At 69.1% G+C, this 15669-nt stretch carries 12 protein-coding genes; 3 read left to right on the top strand and 9 right to left on the bottom strand.

The features are described from left to right. Positions 1–2: 2 nt before the first annotated feature. Positions 3–1256 (bottom strand): DUF1217 domain-containing protein, encoded by a 1254-nt coding sequence (locus E4V01_RS16950; protein ID WP_135299142.1) that lies wholly within the window; start codon positions 1254–1256, stop codon positions 3–5. A gap of 172 nt (positions 1257–1428) precedes the next feature. Further along, on the bottom strand, positions 1429–1998 hold the full coding sequence (locus tag E4V01_RS16945; protein ID WP_135299141.1) for a hypothetical protein: 570 nt from the start codon (positions 1996–1998) through the stop codon (positions 1429–1431). 202 nt (positions 1999–2200) lie between these two features. Between E4V01_RS16945 and E4V01_RS16940 the strand changes: the two genes are divergently transcribed. Continuing rightward, entirely contained in the window at positions 2201–2500 is a 300-nt protein-coding gene (locus E4V01_RS16940; RefSeq protein ID WP_135299140.1) for a PilZ domain-containing protein, read from the top strand. 451 nt (positions 2501–2951) lie between these two features. Further along, on the top strand, positions 2952–4709 hold the full coding sequence (locus tag E4V01_RS16935; RefSeq protein ID WP_135299139.1) for a flagellin: 1758 nt from the start codon (positions 2952–2954) through the stop codon (positions 4707–4709). A 119-nt stretch (positions 4710–4828) separates the two neighbouring features. Here the strand turns inward: E4V01_RS16935 and E4V01_RS16930 are convergent, their stop codons facing one another. Next, complete coding sequence (locus E4V01_RS16930; RefSeq protein WP_135299138.1) at positions 4829–5509, bottom strand: response regulator transcription factor; 681 nt, start codon at positions 5507–5509, stop codon at positions 4829–4831. Between the two features lie 473 nt (positions 5510–5982). Here E4V01_RS16930 and E4V01_RS16925 point away from each other — a divergent pair, with 473 nt between their 5' ends. Then, positions 5983–7260 (top strand): aminotransferase class I/II-fold pyridoxal phosphate-dependent enzyme, encoded by a 1278-nt coding sequence (locus E4V01_RS16925; protein ID WP_135299137.1) that lies wholly within the window; start codon positions 5983–5985, stop codon positions 7258–7260. 157 nt (positions 7261–7417) lie between these two features. On the opposite strand, the gene E4V01_RS16920 is transcribed toward E4V01_RS16925, so the two are convergent. From E4V01_RS16920 to E4V01_RS16895, 6 genes are all read right to left on the bottom strand, one after another. Beyond that, a complete protein-coding gene (locus E4V01_RS16920; RefSeq protein ID WP_135299136.1) occupies positions 7418–8539 on the bottom strand; it encodes an ATP-dependent RecD-like DNA helicase in 1122 nt (373 codons plus the stop codon). Positions 8540–8587: 48 nt separating this feature from the next. After that, a complete protein-coding gene (hemF, locus tag E4V01_RS16915) occupies positions 8588–9511 on the bottom strand; it encodes an oxygen-dependent coproporphyrinogen oxidase (protein WP_135299135.1) in 924 nt (307 codons plus the stop codon). A gap of 42 nt (positions 9512–9553) precedes the next feature. Beyond that, positions 9554–11740 (bottom strand): TonB-dependent siderophore receptor, encoded by a 2187-nt coding sequence (locus tag E4V01_RS16910; RefSeq protein ID WP_135299134.1) that lies wholly within the window; start codon positions 11738–11740, stop codon positions 9554–9556. Between the two features lie 191 nt (positions 11741–11931). Beyond that, the gene (locus E4V01_RS16905) at positions 11932–13635 is read right to left on the bottom strand and encodes a flotillin family protein (RefSeq protein WP_060768459.1); all 1704 of its coding nucleotides are present in this window, start codon (positions 13633–13635) and stop codon (positions 11932–11934) included. 36 nt (positions 13636–13671) lie between these two features. Further along, positions 13672–14337, bottom strand: a complete 666-nt coding sequence (locus tag E4V01_RS16900; RefSeq protein ID WP_083530727.1) for an OB-fold-containig protein — start codon at positions 14335–14337, stop codon at positions 13672–13674. Next, positions 14334–15473: a PspA/IM30 family protein gene (locus E4V01_RS16895; RefSeq protein WP_135299133.1), complete on the bottom strand. Its 1140-nt coding sequence runs from the start codon at positions 15471–15473 to the stop codon at positions 14334–14336. The genes E4V01_RS16900 and E4V01_RS16895 overlap by 4 nt, the downstream gene beginning before the upstream one ends. Between the last annotated feature and the right edge of the window lie 196 nt (positions 15474–15669).

Here is a 15669-nt window from a genome sequence, read left to right as displayed (position 1 = left end):
CCTTAAGCTCCGATCCGCGCCGTCTGCACGCTCTGGAGCGTTTCGGCGTCGAGGCTGCCCGTGCCGGTGAACAGAGCGAGGATGGGTGCGCTGGCGGTGTTGTTCTGCGCGTCCCAGATCGCCGCGAAGCGCCGCACGAAGGCGTCGAGCTTGGCAGGGTCCCGGAAGCTCGCGATGTCGATCTTGGCGGCGATCAGTTGGGCCCGCTTGGCCAGGGCCTCGCTCGTGGCCGCGCCGCTCGTCGCCGGCAGGCCGATCACGGTGTTGGCCACTTGGCTCAGCGCCGCGTCGCCGAGAATGTCGTAGGCGCTCGTGAGCGTCGATGCCTTGCGGGCGAAGTAGAGCGCGAGGCGCACGCCCGTATCGGCGTCGCCCGCCTCGCTCTCCAGCGACTGGCGTAGATAGGCCTGGGTCACGGTCTGCGCCATCGTGTCGGGCCCCAGATCCGTGCCGAAGCCGACATCGACGGCGGTCCGATCGGCGGAGAGCGGGGCATTCCGGATCGTCAGGGTGCGGTTCGGCCCGCCCGCGTTCACCAGCGTGTCGGCGTCCCGGCCCGTGCCGCCGTAAGCGCCGTCGGCGCCGAGATCGGTCAGTGCGGTGGTCTCGAAGAACAGGCTCCCGTCGGCGGCAAGCCCCGCCTGGACCTTGCCCTTGAGGGCGGACGCCTCGATCTGCGCCGCCACCGCTGCGGCGATCTCCGACGGCGTCACCTTCGCGGGATTGTCCACGCGACCGGCCAGGGTTTGCGCGTTGAGCCGGATCGTGACCGATTGCGTCGTCGTGGCGTCGAGCCGGGACTCCACGAGGAAGCTCGCCTCGGCCCGGCCGCTGAAATCGTAGGTATCGGCCAAGAGCTTCGGCGCGCTGAGCGAGGCGGCGCGGGGCTGCTCACCGAAGCGCGCGGTGTCGGCACCCGTGGCGGTGACGCCCTGGCCGAAGCTGAACGCCTTGGCAAAGGCGGTGTAGCGGTCGTCCGCCAAGCGGTTGGCGAAGCTCGCCGCGCTGGCAGCGCCTTCCTCCAGCACCTTGCGCATGAACGCCTTGGCGTAGGTCATCTCCTCCAGGCCGTAGGCCTTCATGGCGTAGGCGTAGAGACGCTGGTCGCCGAGCAGATCGTCGACCGATTTCACCCCGCCGATATGCGCCTCGTAATAGGCGGTCTCCCGGGCAACCGTCGGCTCGGCCGCCTTCCGGGAGAGGGAGGCGGGGAGATCCTTGGCGATCAGCCGGTAGCTGGTGAGGGTGTCGGTCACGGGCGGGCGCCTGAGCGGGAGCGCGGGAGGGGGGCGACCAACGGCTCGGCGGTGCGAGCAGGATCCGATGCTTCTTTTGCATCGTCGTTTTCCGAAAGCCGGTCGCCACCTTTCGGGCCGATGCTTAGGGCGGCTCCCTTGTCCCAGGCTTGCCCGCCTTCGGCCGGTCGCGTCACGGCGCCACCGGGCCGATGATCGTCTCGGTCGTGATCACGACCCAGCCCGCGCCGGTCCGGCGGATCGACAGGACGCGGCCCGCGCCGGGCAGCACGCTGCCGAGCGCGGCGGTGCGCTGTCCCTCCCGGTTCTCGAGGGTCGCGATGCCGTCGGCGACCCCGCGCAGGGCGTAGGCGCCCGCGGGCGGCAGGGCCGGCGACTCCGCCGGACCCTGAAGGCCGGCGGTTGCCGCCCCGGGCCGGTCGGGCAGAGAGCCGGTGGTGACGGGATCGAAATCGGGGTCGGCCAAGCGCCCCTGCGCCACGGTCTTCTTCCAGGTGAAGGGCGCCGTGCCGGCGGGCAGAACTGCCTGCACCGCATATTCGTGCGTTCCCGTTGCGATGGCGTAACCGGCGAACCCGCTGGCGGTGAGGGCGAGCAGGACGAGGGCGGCCAGCACGGTGCGTTCGCCGGCCGCCTCGCGGGCACGGCGGGCCGCGATGCTTCCCGCCACCGGCCGCGCCGGCAGGCTCGCGGCGCGTGCGACGGTGCCGAGGGAGGATCGCCGTGCGGAATCGGACGTCATGGAGGTCTCGGCAGGTGATCCCGGTGCGCCGCGCGAAGCGTCCTCGCGGCGCGTGCCCCGGGGGCGACAGCGTCATCCTTCATGATCCGTCTACAAATATGCTTGATGTCCGGTTAACAATGCCGCGCGAAGGCGCGTCCCGTCTCATCGACAGCGCCGCGGGCGCTCGTTAAGCCGAAGGGGAGGGCGCCGGGGAGCGAGCATGGCCAATCCGCGGGAAAGTGTTTCGCCGGAAGCCGCAGCGCCCGTCGAACGGACGGGCAAGCGTCACCGCGTCGTCCAGCAGGGCCGCATCGTCCTCGGCCCCGAGCGCCTGATCGCCTGCACCGTGCGCGACCTCTCGCTTCGGGGCGCCAAGATCCGCGTCGCCCCCGAGCATGTCCTGCCGGAGACGTTTTCCCTCGTAATCGCCGCGCATGACCTGCGCACGATGACCGCCCGGCTGTGCTGGCGCCGCGGAGACTTCGCGGGTGTCGCCTTCGAGGGCGAGCCGGTCGTTTAGAGCGCCGCCCGTCGAAGCGGTCGCCGGTTCGGCGAAAGAATACGTGTCACGACAAGGACCGAGGGACGCCGGCTTGATGCCATCAGGTCGGAGACGGCTCTCGCCCCTTCTCCACAGGCACGAGGCCGACCTGTGGAGGGCGTGCGGCGGGACGGTGCCGGGCAGGCTCGCTTAATCGCTTCGTAACGGGAGGCGGCCATTGTCGGCCCATCGCGAGGCGCCTTCCGCAACCATGCGGAGCCGCCTTCGAGAAGAGGCCAGCGGGTGAACCCTCCGACGGGTTCATAGACATGATGTCGGTCCGTTGATCCGGTGCGAGTCCGGAGGTGTGATGCGCGGCGAAACGAGCCCTCAGGGGCTCGCCGCGGCCCTCTCGATAGGGCCGTGCGGCCGTACCGGTGCGAGTCCGGTCCTGAGAACCGTCCCCCCTCTTTTGCCGGAAGTCTGACCTGTGACCAGCCTGCTCACCAACATCTCCGCCATGACGGCGCTGACGACGCTCAAGGGCATCAACAGCCAGCTCGACGCCACCTCCAACCGGGTCTCGACCGGCCAGCGCGTCTCGACCGCCTCCGACAACGCCGCCTACTGGTCGATCGCCACCACGGTGCGCACCGACAACGCCTCCCTCTCGGCCGTGAAGGACTCGCTCGGCCTCGGCTCCTCGGCGGTCGACACCGCCTATAACGGCCTCAACTCGGTCCTGTCCGACCTGCAGAACCTGCGCGCCAAGCTGCAGACCGCGCTTCAGCCGGGCGTCGACCGGAACAAGGTCCAGACCGAGATCAAGGCCATTCAGGACAAGATGAAGGCCACCGCCGATTCTTCGACCTCGTCCGGTCAGAACTGGCTCTCGGTCGATTCCTCCGCGACCAACACCAGCTATCAAGCAACCCAGAACGTCGTCGCCGGCTTCTCGCGGAGCCCGACGGGCACCGTCGGCTTCTCGATGATCGGCATCGACGTCAACGCGATCAAGCTCTACGACGTCGCGACCTCGACCGTGAACACGGCCGCGACCGAAGGTAAGGTCACCGGCGCCCAGTCGCTGACCGGCACCTCGGCCTTCTCCCCGGGCGGCGTCGTCGACTTCGCCACCGTCACCGCCGGCAAGTCGAAGCAGGTCTCTTTCACCGTCACGCTCGGCACCGGTGCCAGCGTCGACATCGTCCTCGACAAGAACACCATGATGTCGGCCGCCAAGGATCTGACCAAGGTCACGACCGACGAGTTCCTGAGCGCAGTGAACAATCAGATCGCCGCAAGCGCGGCGATGTCCGGAAAGGTCACGGCGAGCCTCGACACGGCGGGCCGCCTGTCCTTCCAGACGGCGGCGACCGGCGCGGGTACCAATGCCCAGGTCTCGGTGACGAACAACGCGGTCGCCAACGGTAAGTTCGCCGCGGCGGATGTCGGTTTCGGCACCTTCTCCGGCTTCATGACGGGCACGGCCCTCGCTGCCCTCGACGTGACGACCGCCAAGGTCCTGACCGTCAACGACGGCGCCGGCGTCAAGACGGTCACCCTCAACTCCGCATCCTTCTCCGCGCTCGGCAGCGACGCGACCTCGGCCGCCAACACGGCCGTCAACGGCGACGACGTCGCCGCGATGATCAACGCCCAGCTGAAGTCGGCAGGCAGCAAGGCGCGGGTCTCCTTCGCTGGCGGTGCCCTGTCGTTCGGTTCCAATGCCGGCGGCTCGACCACGATCACGCTGAACGGCGCGGATGTCGCCAGCTTCGGCTTCACCGCGGCCGACTCCACCACCGGCACCAGCGGACTCACCGGCAAGGGCACGGCCGCAGGCACGACCAACGCCAAGGGTATCCTCGACACGGTCGATGCGACGACCACCTTCTCCATCGGCGAAATCGGCACCGGCGGCACGGGCATCAACATTGCCGGGCTCGTCGGGACCACCGGCGACACGACACTCAAGAACATCATCACCCAGGTCGAGAAGGCCATCGCCTCGGTCACCAACGCCGGCACCAAGCTCGGTGCCAACAAGACCCAGATCGACGGCCAGAAGACCTTCGTCGACACCCTGATGAAGGCCAACGACCGCACCATCGGCACCCTGGTCGATGCCGACATCGAGGAGGAGTCGACCAAGCTGAAGGCTCTCCAGACGCAGCAGCAGCTCGCGGTGCAGGCTCTCTCGATCGCCAACTCGGGCAGCCAGAACGTTCTGTCGCTGTTCCGCTAAGCTGAGACGTCCCAGCCGCTCGCGCGGCTGGGACACCGCCCGTCGTAGAAAAAGGCCGCGCTCTCACCGAGTGCGGCCTTTTTCATGGAAAGATCTTGGAAGGATCGTGTGCGGATTCTTCAGCCGACGAAAGTGTAGCCTGCCATCCGCTTGGCCTCGATCGGATCGTAGCCGAGGCGCATCCGCAGCTTCTTGCGCAGCTTGCTGATATGGCCCTCGACCACGCTCTCCTCGACGCTGGTGTCGAGGTCGCCGTAGACCGCCGTGAAGATCTGGCCCTTGGTCACCTGCCGGCCGCGGTTCTTCGAGAGATATTCGAGGATGTGGCGCTCGCGCCGGGGCAGGATCAGGCAGGCGCCGTCGATCTCCGGGTCGCGCCCGTCGGTATAGACCTTGAGGCGGCCCGCCCGGTCGGGGGCCGGCGCCGGCTCGACGCCCCGGCCGGTCCGGCGACGGATCGCGGTGGCGCGGGCGATGATCTCGCGGACATGGACGGGCTTGCGCACCACGTCGTCGATGCCGACGGTGAACAGCGCCAGGGTCTGCTCGAGCGAGCGGGTCTCGTTGAGGGCGATGATCGGCGCCCGGCTGAGCGAGCGGATCGCCACGGTGCAGGAGGCGCGGTCGGCGCAATCGCCGATCAGGAAGCCGTCGATCGCCTCGACGTCGATCCGCGGCGCGGCGTCGAGCCAATCCTTCATGGACCCGATGGCCAACCCTTGCGCCTTCACGCCCTCCGCGCCGAACCCGGCGACGTAGTGGTCGGTCACGGTCTGCTGCTCGTCGACAACGATATACATCGTCAGTGCTCGAAGGTGTGCGAGGAACTGCGGGGTCATCGCGTCCGGCGCGACTGTCCGTCGCGCCGCGCCATGGCCGATTGAAATTCGGAAGGCTTTCGAATGCTGTCGGTTGGCGAAGGTGAGAGCGTATCGGCTTTCGCTCGACACTCTCCGCGTTCCGCTTACTTTCAACATTTGACGGTTTTAGCTTTTTGGTTGGAATGGTTAACGACGCGTTAAAGCTGTCCCCGGCGGGAGGGCGGCGTTAGGAGTTTGGTCACGTTGCATCGGCGCGCGTGGCAGAGGCGCCACACTGTGACCTTGGGTTCACGGCATGGTCTCCGTGCCGTCGGTTCGGTTCGTTCCGGGGGCTGATGTCGGCGGCGCTCGAGCGGCGGGCGGCCGTCGCCCCACTGCTTTCCGCCGGAGCCGCCTTGACCGGGGCCCATTCGCGGGCTCGAACGCGGGCCGGCACCACTACGAGGAATCCCATGCCGTCGCTGTCCACCCTGTCGCCCAAGGCTCTGACGGAGCTGCGCTCCGGCCTGCGCGGCGAGTACGAAGTCCTGAAAGCGCAGGGGCTCAAGCTCGACATGACCCGCGGCAAGCCCGCCTCCGATCAGCTCGACCTTGCCGCCGAGATGCTGGCGCTGCCCGGCAACCGCGACACCACCGCCGAGGACGGCACCGACGCGCGCAATTACGGCAACCTGCAGGGTCTGCCCGAGACCCGCGCGCTGTTCGCGCCGGTGCTCGGCGCGCCGCCGGAGCAGATCGTGATCGCCAACAATTCGAGCCTCGCGCTGATGCACGACGTGCTCGTCTACGCGCTGCTGAAGGGCGTGCCCGGCGGCGCGGGGCCGTGGTCGAAGCAGGAGCCGATCACGATCCTCTGCCCCGTCCCGGGCTACGACCGCCACTTCACCCTGTGCGAGGGCTTCGGCATCCGCATGATCCCGATCCCGATGACGGGGGAGGGGCCGGACATGGAGGCGGTCGAGCGCGAGGCCGCCGACCCTTCGGTGAAGGGCATCTGGTGCGTGCCGCAATACTCGAACCCGAGCGGCGAGACCTATTCCGAGGAGACCGTGCGGCGGCTGGCTTCGCTGAAGGCCGCGGCGCCCGATTTCCGCATCCTGTGGGACAACGCCTACGCGGTGCATCATCTCACCGAGGCGCGGCCCTCGCTTCCCAACATCCTGGAGGCCTGTGCCGAGGCCGGAAACCCCGACCGGCCGATCGTGTTCGCCTCGACCTCGAAGGTGACGCTGGCGGGTGCGGGCCTCGCGATGCTGGCCGCCTCGCCCGCGAACGTGAAGTGGTATCTCGCCCAGGCCGGGCGCCGCAGCATCGGGCCGGACAAGCTCAACCAGCTCCGCCACGTCCGCTTCCTGCGCGACGCCGCCGGCATCGCCGCACATATGGAGCGGCACCGCGCCCTGATCGCCCCGAAATTCGCCGCGGTGGAGGAGGCCTTCGCCGCCCGCCTCGACGGCTGGGACGTCGCAGGCTGGAGCCGGCCGCTCGGCGGCTACTTCATCACGCTCGATGTCACCGACGGCACCGCCTCGCGGGTCGTCCAACTCGCGGGCGAGGCGGGCATCGCCTTGACGCCCGCCGGCGCGACCCACCCCTACGGCAAGGACCCGCACGACCGGACTCTGCGCATCGCGCCGACCTTTCCGGGTCTCGACGCCGTGCGCAAGGCCGCCGAGGCGGTGGCGCTCTGTACGCTGCTCGCGGCGGTGGAGGCGCGGGCGGCCGGGTGAGGGTGAACCATTCTCCGTAGGTCATGCGGAGAATGGCGTTCCTCATCTCCGCACGTGGTGAATCGGGTTTTCGGAAGATCTCAATCGGGGCTGACCTCGTCCCCTCTCCCCGCGTGCGGGGAGAGGGGTTGCGCTTCCGGGCCGCACGGTAAGGCTCTTACACCACCACGGTGATCGCCTGCGCCGCCCGCGTCAGCCCGGTATAGAGCCAGCGCGCCCGGTGCTCGCGAAACGCGTAGGATTCGTCGAACAGCACCACCTTGTCCCATTGCGAGCCCTGCGCCTTGTGGACGGTGAGCGCGTAGCCGTAGGTGAACTCGTCGGTCTCGCGGCGCAGGAAGAGCGGGATCTCCTCCTCCGAGCCCTCGATCACCTGCCGCAGCACCTTGATGTCCACGGCCCGGCGGCGCACCGCCGGATCGTCCTCCGGGACCACGTCGAGGCGGATCGTGTCGGGGCGGGGCGGGGCGCGCAGGGCCTGCACCGTCCAGGTCGAGCCGTTGAGCAGACCCTTGGTGCGGTCGTTCCGAAGACAGACCAGCTTCTCCCCCACCGACGGCATCGGGTCGGTGTGGCCGGCAAGCTCCCGCAGGCGGTTGTTGTAGAGGCGCCGCGTCCGATTGAGGCCGACCAGGACCTGATCGCAATCGAGCACCTGGGCCGGGTCGATATCGCGGCGGCGCACCACCCGGCTCTCGCCGTACTCGCCCACTTCGAGCCGGCCGCCCTCGCGGATCGTCATCGCCATGCGCACGATCGGGTCGTCGGCAGCCTGCCGGTGGACGTCGGTGAGCATCACGTCGGGCTCGGCCTCGGTGAAGAAGCCGCCCCCGCGCACCGGCGGCAACTGGGCGGGATCGCCCAGCACCAGAACCGGCTTGTCGAAGGAGAGGAGATCGTGGCCGAGGTCGGAATCGACCATCGAGCACTCGTCGATGACGATGAGGTCGGCCTTGGCCGCCGGGCCGGAGCGGTTAAGGGTGAAGGTCGGCCCGCCCTCGTCGCCCTCCTTGCTGCGGTAGATCAGCGAGTGGATCGTCGCCGCGTCCTCGCAGCCCTTCTGGCGCATGACGGAGGCCGCCTTGCCGGTGAAGGCGCCGAACACGACCGGCCCGTCGACGTCGTCGGCGATGCGGCGGGCCAGCGTGGTCTTGCCGGTACCGGCATAGCCGAACAGCCGGAAGACCTGGGAGCCGCCCTCCTTGCGCCAGCGGGCGATGGCTTTGAGCGCCTCGTCCTGCTGCGGGGCGAAACGGGTGGGAAGCGGGGACTCGGCCATGGCGTCACGTCATAAACGAGTCGGCCGATTTGTGGACCCGCGTTCGGGTCAGGGCCAGCGCACGGTCGGCGGCAGCGAGGACAGGATCGAGGCGACGTTGCCGCCGGTCTTCAGGCCGAAGATGGTGCCGCGGTCGTAGAGCAGGTTGAACTCCACGTAGCGCCCGCGCCGCACCTGCTGCTCTTCCCGGTCGGCCTCGGTCCAGGATTTGGCGAGATTGCGCCGGACGATCTCCGGATAGGCCTTGAGAAACGCCTGTCCGACATCGCGGGTATAGGCGAGATCGGCCTGCGGATCGCCGGTCCAGTGATAGTCGTAGAAGATGCCGCCGATGCCGCGGGGCTCGTTGCGGTGCTTCAGGTGGAAATACTCGTCGCACCACGCCTTGTACTTCTCGTAGTCCGCGGCCGGCGCATGGTTCTCGCAGGCCTCGTGCAGGCAGGCATGGAAGAGCTGCGTGTCGGGATCCTCCTGCGTCCGGCGCCGGTCGAGCACGGGCGTGAGGTCGGCCCCGCCGCCGAACCACGCCTTCGTCGTCACGACGAAGCGGGTGTTCATGTGCACCGTCGGAACGTTCGGGTTCCAGGGGTGGACGATCAGCGAGATGCCGGTGGCGAAGAAGCGCGGATCCTCGGCCGCCCCCGGCATCTGCGCGCGGAATTCCGGTGCGAACTCGCCGTGGACGGTCGAGATGTGGACGCCGGCCTTCTCGAACACGCGGCCCTTCAGCATCGCCATGACGCCGCCGCCGCCCGGCGTGCCGCTATGGTCCGTGCGCTGCCACGGCGTTTTTTCGAATTTCCCCGCTTCTCTCGGCGCATCCTCGTGGAACGGCCCCTCGGCCTCCGCCTCCAGGGTCTCCAGCGCGGCGACGATCCGGTCGCGCAGGGTGGAAAACCACGCCCCCGCCTCGCTCTTCAGCGCGGCGAGATCGTCGGGTGAGGGGAGGGGGGGTGCCGTCACATCAGCCATGGAGAGGCTTTCCCACTCGGTGGGCGATCCGTCAATTCGGGCTCAGAACTTGTAGGTCAGGCTGCCCAGGATCGTGCGCCGCGTGCCGACGAAGCAATCGCCGCGGGCGAGGCAGGTCGAGAGATACTTGGTGTCGGCGATGTTGGACACGTTGAGCTGGGCGCGCCAATGCGCGTCCTCCCAGCCGATCAGCGCGTCGGCCAGCGTCACGGCCGGGGTGTTGAAGCTGTTGAGCGAGCCGTCGAACGATTCGCCGATGTAGCGCACGCCGCCGCCGACGAGGAAGCTGCCGGGCACGTCCGCCAGGGTGAAGCGGTGCGTCACCCAGAGCGAGGCGAGGTGCAGCGGCTGCGTCTCGACCCGCGCTCCGGCGTTGTCGCCGGCCGCGTAGCGGGCATCGGTATAGGCGTAGCTCGCGATGATGTTGGTGTCGTTGTCGATCGTCGCGATCGCCTCGATGTCGCCGCCCTGGATCTTGACCTTTCCGGTCTGGATCGAGATCGGCAGGCCGCTCGGATCGGGGGTGAGCCGGTTGCGCTCCACCGTGTCGTAGATCGCCGCGTTGACCGCGAACCAGGGCGTCGGGTTGTACTTGAAGCCGCCCTCGATCTGCTCGCCCTCGATCGGCCGGCAGGCCCCGCCCGCGCAGACATTGGCGCCGAAGATCGGGGTGAACGAGGTCGCGTAGGAGACGTAAGGGGTCAGTCCGTTCTCGAAGGCGTACATCAGGCCGATGCGGCCGGTGGTGGCCTCGCCGGCGACGCTCTCGGCGCCGCGCGTCGCGCTGTTCACCCAGTCGTGCCGCACGGTGGCGAGCACGATCCATTGGCCGAACTTGATCTGATCCTGAAGGTAGAGGCCGGTCTGGCTCTGCGAGAGCGCGGTCGGCACGCCGAGATCCGGTGGCGTCACGCCGACATAGACCGGCGCGTAGAGGTCGAACGGGCGGGCATCGGTGCCGAAGCCGGTCCGCGTGCTGTCCCATTGCTGGCGGAAATCGACGCCGCCGAGCACCGTGTGCGAGACCGGCCCGGTGTCGAAGCGGCCCTGAAGGTTGGTGTCGGTGGTGATGCGGTCCTTGACCGAGCTGACGCGGTAGGTGAACCGGTCGACCGTCCGGCGGGCCGGGTCGAGGAACGGGGCGTTCGGCAGGCTGGCGCTCGGCGTCAGCGTGTACACGTTGCCGTAGGCCGACTGGTACGTGCCGTCGATGTGGCTGTAGCGCAGGTTCTGCCGCAGGATCAGGCTGTCGTCGAAACGGTGCTCGAACAGGCTGGTGATCGAACTCGTCTCGGTCTCGTAGCGGTTGAAGTTCGGGTCGCCGGTGAAGCGGCTCAGCGGAATGAAGCCGTTCGGGCCGGCATAGAGCGAGCCCTCCCGCGGCAGGAACGCGTCGGAGGCGCCGAACGCGTCCTTCTGGTGCAGGCCGATCAGGGTCCAACTCGTGTCGGCGGAGGGGCGCCACGTGACCGAGGGGTTGATGACGTAGCGGTCGTTGGCGACGAAATCGGTCTGCGCGTCGGCGAGCCGCCCGACGCCGACGAAGCGATAGAGGAACTGCCCGTCCTCGGTGAGGCGCCCGGTCGAATCCGTGAAGGCTTCCTTCCAGCCGAAATTGCCGAAGCGGACGCCGGCTTCGGTGTAGGGCACGTCGAGCGGACGTTTTGACACGAGGTTGATCAGGCCGCCGACGGGGCTCGACCCGTAGAGGGTCGAGGCGGGGCCGCGCAGCACCTCGATGCGCGACAGAGTGTAGGGATCGGGGCGAGGCTCGTTGAAGACGTCGGGGTCCTTCAGGCGCAGGCCGTCGAGGAAGATCGCCGCGTTCGAGCCGCGAATGCGCGGATAGTCGCCGCGGGTGCTCGGGCCATAGGCTTCCGCCGCGATGCCCGCGGTGTAGCGCAGGGCTTCCTGCACGCTGGTGGCGGCCTGCTCGCGGACCTGCTGCTCGCCGACGACCGAGATCGATTGCGGCGTCTCCTTCAACGCCGTGTCCGTCTTGGTGCCGGTGGCGCTGCGCTGCGCGACATAGCCGGGGACCGGACCGAAGGCGCTCTCGGTGCCGGACCTGCCGGGGCCGCTGCCGCCCCGGCCCGAACCCTCGACGCTCAGCGTTTCCAGCGTCACCGCTTCCTGCGCCCACGCCGCGCCGGACGAACCGAGGGCGGCCGTGCCGGCGAGAAAAGCGGCAACGCCGTAACGCAGTCGATCACGCAACGCAGGCGACATCCGGGAACCCAGTTTCGTTGTTCGCTGAGGAGGCAGCTAGAACGAGGGGCTGGGCTTCGCAACACAGGTTGCGTTTCTGGAAATAGAAAGATTCAAGTCTTCAAAGTGATCCGTGTTTTACTTCAAGCATCGGGCATGGTCTTCGGGAGGATCATGCCTGTGCACATTCCTGCTTCGCTGTTTCTTTTCGGTCACTCGGCCGCGCCGGCATGGCCGTTAGCGGCCGGCGCGACGGCCGTTCCGTTCCGCAGCCCGCCGACCAGCGTGTCGAGGCTGCCCTTGCCCTCGGAAAAGCCCGCCTCGTTCAGGATCGCCCCGAGGATCGGGCTGTTGTACTGGTAGCGCAGCAGGTGGCCGGACAGGCTGTCGCCGAGGCTCGCCGAGACGCCGCCCGCGCCGTTGCCGCCCATCATCCCGCCCGCGTCGAAGATGCGGATCGAGTCGATCTTCTCCACCGCCCGCATACTCTCGCGCAGCGCGTCAGGGATGATGCCGAGGCGCTTCAGCCCGGTCTCGTAGGTGCGCGCCTCGGCCGAGAGGGCGTTGCGGGCCTCGTTCATCACCCGCTCGCGCTCGGCCTCGGCCCGGCCGAGCTGGGCGATGGCCTCCGCCTTGGAGGCGGCGGCGGTGGCCTCGGCCTCGGCCAGCGTTGTGATGGCGTTGGCCCGGTCCTCCGCCGCGCGCCGCTCGGCCTCCGCCGTGACGGTGACGCCGGTGGCATCCCGCTCCGCCTCGCGCTTGGCGGCGATCACCGCGATCTCGCGCTCGCGCTCGGCGATCTCCTTGGCTTTCGCCGTGGCCACACGCTCCTCGGCCGCCACGGCCAGAGCCTCGGCGGTCTTGGCGGCGGCGCGGGCCTCGGATTCCTTCTGCGAGCGCTCGGCGATCTTGATGGCATTGTCCTGAAGGATGAGCTGGCGCTCGCGCTCGGCCTCCGCGTTGCGCTGGGCGATCGCCAGATCCGCCTCGATCCGCGCGCCCTCCGAGTTCTTGCGCGCCTCGGCCTCGCGCAGGCGCACCGCCTGCTCGCGCTCGATCCGGGCGGTCTCCTCGCTCTGCTGGGCGCGCTGCTCGGCCTGCGCCGTCTCGGCGCGGGTCTCGGCGGTCTTGTTGGCGATGTCGCGTTCCTGGGCGAGCTGCGCCTCGCGGGTCGTGCGCTTGATCTCGAGCTGCTTCAGCGCGGTCTCGCGGTCCTTCTCGGCCACCGCGACCTCGGCGTCGCGCTCGGTGGCGTTGCGCTCCTTGCGGCGCTGCTCGGTGATCTCCTTCAGCCGGGCGAGGCCCTCCGCGTCGAACGAGTTGTCGGGGTTGAAGTGCTCGATCGAGGTCTGGTCGAGGCGCGTCAGCGAGGCGGATTCGAGTTCGAGGCCGTTGTGGCGCAGATCGCCCGAGACCGCTTCCTGCACGCCCTTCACGAAGGCGGCGCGCTTCTCCTGAAGGTCGGGCAGGGTCATGCCGGCGGCGACCGCGCGCAGGGCATCGACGAACTTCGCCTCGATCAGCTCGCGCAGCAGCATCGCGTCGTTGGTGCGGTCACCCAGCGTCTGGGCGGCGAGCGCGATCGACTCCTCCTTGGGCTCCACGCGCACGTAGAACTCGACGGTGATGTCGGCCCGCAGACGGTCCTTGGTGATCAGGGATTCATTCCCTGAGCGCTTCACTTCGAGCCGCAGGGTGTTGAGGTTCACCATGGCGATGGAGTGGAACACCGGCAGCAGCACCGCGCCGCCATCGACGACGACCTTGCGCCCGCCCAGACCCGTGCGGACGAAGGCGGTGTCCCGCGTCGTGCGCCGATAAAGCCGGCTGAACACGAAGCCGATGCCGAGCAGCGCGACGACGATGATGCCGGCGATCACCAGCAGGTTGACGATGCCGGGGCTGACCATATCCATCGTGAGCGACCCTTTCGGTGGGGAGAGAAAAAGCGATCAGAGATCCGGCGCGGCGGGCACCGCGACGTAGACGGCGTCAGCCCGGTCCACGATCAGGACGCGGGCGCCGGCTTCCATGGCCGGGGCACCGGGGGCGGCGCGGGTGCGCAGGAAGTGGATATTGCCGTGGCGGTCCACCGCCCGGACTTGGCCCGGAAGGCCTTGATCCAGCGGCCCGAGGGTGACCTCCGCCGTCGCGCCGATCAGGTCGTCGGCGGTGACGACGTAGCTCTCGTCCCGCGGGATCAGCCGGGCGATGGCCTTGGTCGAGACGCGCAAAGCCGGCAGCGTCGCCGCGCCCGCGAGCAGGATCGCGGCCGGCGCGGGCAGGGGAGCGAGGAGCGCGGCGGCGAGCCCCTGGAGGGCGAAGCCCGCCAGCGCGAAGACGGCAAGCCCGAGGATCAGCAGGATCAGGAAGGGCACCCGGCCGAGATTGATCCACGACATCAGCGCGGCCGGCGAGAACGGCCCGTGCGCGTCCGCGGCGGCGCCGACGCCGTCGGTTCCCGTCGGGGCGCCGGCCTCGTGGCCGAGGGCGCCCTCCACCAGTTCCGAGAGCGAGTGCCCGACGAGAAGCGAGAGCACCTCCACCGCGACGAGGCCGGCCATCACCGCCGCGGCCAGGGTGAAGGGGAAGAGGGCGGGCGCGGCCAGCGCGCTCACGAAGATCGGCCCTGCTTCAGCGCGGCGAGGCGCTGTTCGATGGTGTGGTCGCGGTGCAGGCGGTCGAGATCCTCGATCGACGGATCGGCTGGGGCGGAGGCCGTGCCGCTGACCCGGTCGATGGCCCGCAGCGACTGTTCGAGCTGGCGGGCCCGGGCCGCGTCCTCGCCGCCGTAGCCGGCGAGCGTGTCCGCGTTCCGCGGGGCGGGCGCGCGCAGCAACGCGATCCGGTGCTCGGCATCGCGCCGGGCGGCGGTGGCCGCCTGCATCGCCTTCGAGGCCGCCTCGTGGCGCTCGGCCACGTCCGCGAGACTCGAATCGATCGCCTCGATCTGGCTTTCCAAGTCGAGCTGACGGCTGATGCCGGCCCGCGCCAGATCCTCGCGCCCGCTCGACAGCGCCAGCGACAGCTTCTCGGGCAGGGCCGTCCGCTCGCCGTCGAGCTGGCCGCGGCGGGCGGAGAGGCGGTGCTCCTCGGCCTTGATCTTGCCGAGGTCGAGCCGCGCCTCGTGGATCACCGCATCGATCTCGCGAAGCGCCTGCTCCGCGATCGCGAGGCCGTTGCGGTCCTCCACCGCGTCGAGGGCGGCGTTGGACAGGCCGCCGATGATCCGGCCGACGCGGGTCAGGATGTTCTCGGTCATGCGGGTCTCCTCCTTCGGTGCGGTGACGGAGACGCCCACCTGGATGGTGAGCGCGTCGCCCGCGAGCGTGAGGCGGGCACTGGAGAGTTCGCGCCAGGGGCCGTCATAGCCCTCGACGCGGTAGGGCATCGTGCGCCGGCCGTTCATCGTCGTGAGCGCGATCTCCGAGGCGCCCTTCACGCTGAACAGCTTGTCGTCGAGCGGTATCGACGTGACGGTCTCGGGGTCGAACCCGGCGGCGCGCTGCGCGAAGTCGCGGATGCCGAGCGTCACGAGGCGGGCCGGCAGCCCGGTCTCGTCACGCACGCGTCCGTAACCGTGCTCGATCAGGGCGACGACGTTGGCCCGCAAACCATGCTCCCGGCGGATCTCCTCGAGCAGAACGAGCATCCGCCGATAGGCCGCCAGCATGGCGCGGACCGCATCGAGATCGGCCGGCTCGGGAAGGAGCCGGTAGGTCAGGCGAGAGGGAAGGGTTCCTGAGCGGGTCACGAATCGAACCTAAAACACCGCTATGGTGTCTTCAAGCGCCGCACACGCTCCGGATGTAACATTTGAGGGTATCTGCTCGCCGTGGGTGTGCAGAGGCACATCGGTCCCACCCGGCGGATTGGCGTCGCCTCGCGACTCGCCGGTCACCGGACCCAAGCGGCAACAAAAAAGACCCCGCCCGTCGGGGCGAGGTCTC

Origin of the sequence: Methylorubrum sp. Q1 (assembly GCF_004683995.1) — a bacterium.
Classification (GTDB): domain Bacteria; phylum Pseudomonadota; class Alphaproteobacteria; order Rhizobiales; family Beijerinckiaceae; genus Methylobacterium.
Note: the sequence above shows the minus strand (reverse complement) of the source record. Positions and strands in the feature narration are given on the sequence as shown.